The 649-nt window shown below is 68.6% G+C and carries 1 protein-coding gene; it reads left to right on the top strand.

Going from position 1 to position 649, the window contains the following annotated elements; genetic code table 11:
• The coding region (locus tag QK290_RS18520; protein WP_282332134.1) for a thiamine pyrophosphate-dependent enzyme at positions 1–649 on the top strand (649 nt) is incomplete at both ends.

The following is a 649-nucleotide window of genomic DNA, read 5'->3' as shown; positions in this document are numbered from 1 at the left end:
GCCAGGCACAAGGTGGGCATCCAGTGCACGCCGCTCACCACCCAGCTGCTGCATGGCGTGGGTGTTGCGCACGCGGCAAAGCTCCGCGGCGAGGACACCGTGGTCCTGGCGATGTGCGGGGACGGCGCCACCAGCGAGGGTGACTTCCACGAGGCCCTGAACTTCGCCGCCGTCTTCCACCTGCCCGTGGTCTTCTTCGTCCAGAACAACAAGTACGCCATCTCGGTTCCGCTGGCGCACCAGTCCGTGGCGCCGTCGCTTGCCCATAAGGCGGTGGGCTACGGCATGGCCGGCGAACGGGTGGACGGCAACGATGTGGTGGCCCTCCTCGCTGTGCTGGACCGGGCCGTTGCGCTGGCCAGGGGCGGCTCGGGTCCGCTTCTTGTTGAGGCACACACGTACCGGATGCAGGCACACACCAACGCCGATGACGCCACCCGCTACCGGCAGGACAGCGAGGTGGCCGAGTGGCTGGCCAAGGATCCCATCAGCCGGATGAAGACGTACCTCACCGGGCGTGGACTGCTGGACGACGACGGCGCCGCGCGGATCGCGGACAAGGCGGAAGCGGTTGCCACCCAGTTGCGGGACGGCCTGGGCGAGGACGTCCCGGTGGACCCCCAGGAACTCTTCCGGCACGTGTTCTCGG

This window comes from Pseudarthrobacter sp. AL07 (assembly GCF_029960665.1).
Taxonomy (GTDB): Bacteria; Actinomycetota; Actinomycetes; order Actinomycetales; family Micrococcaceae; genus Arthrobacter.
The sequence above is the reverse complement of the archived record's forward strand: the minus strand, read 5'-3'. Positions and strand labels throughout refer to the sequence as shown.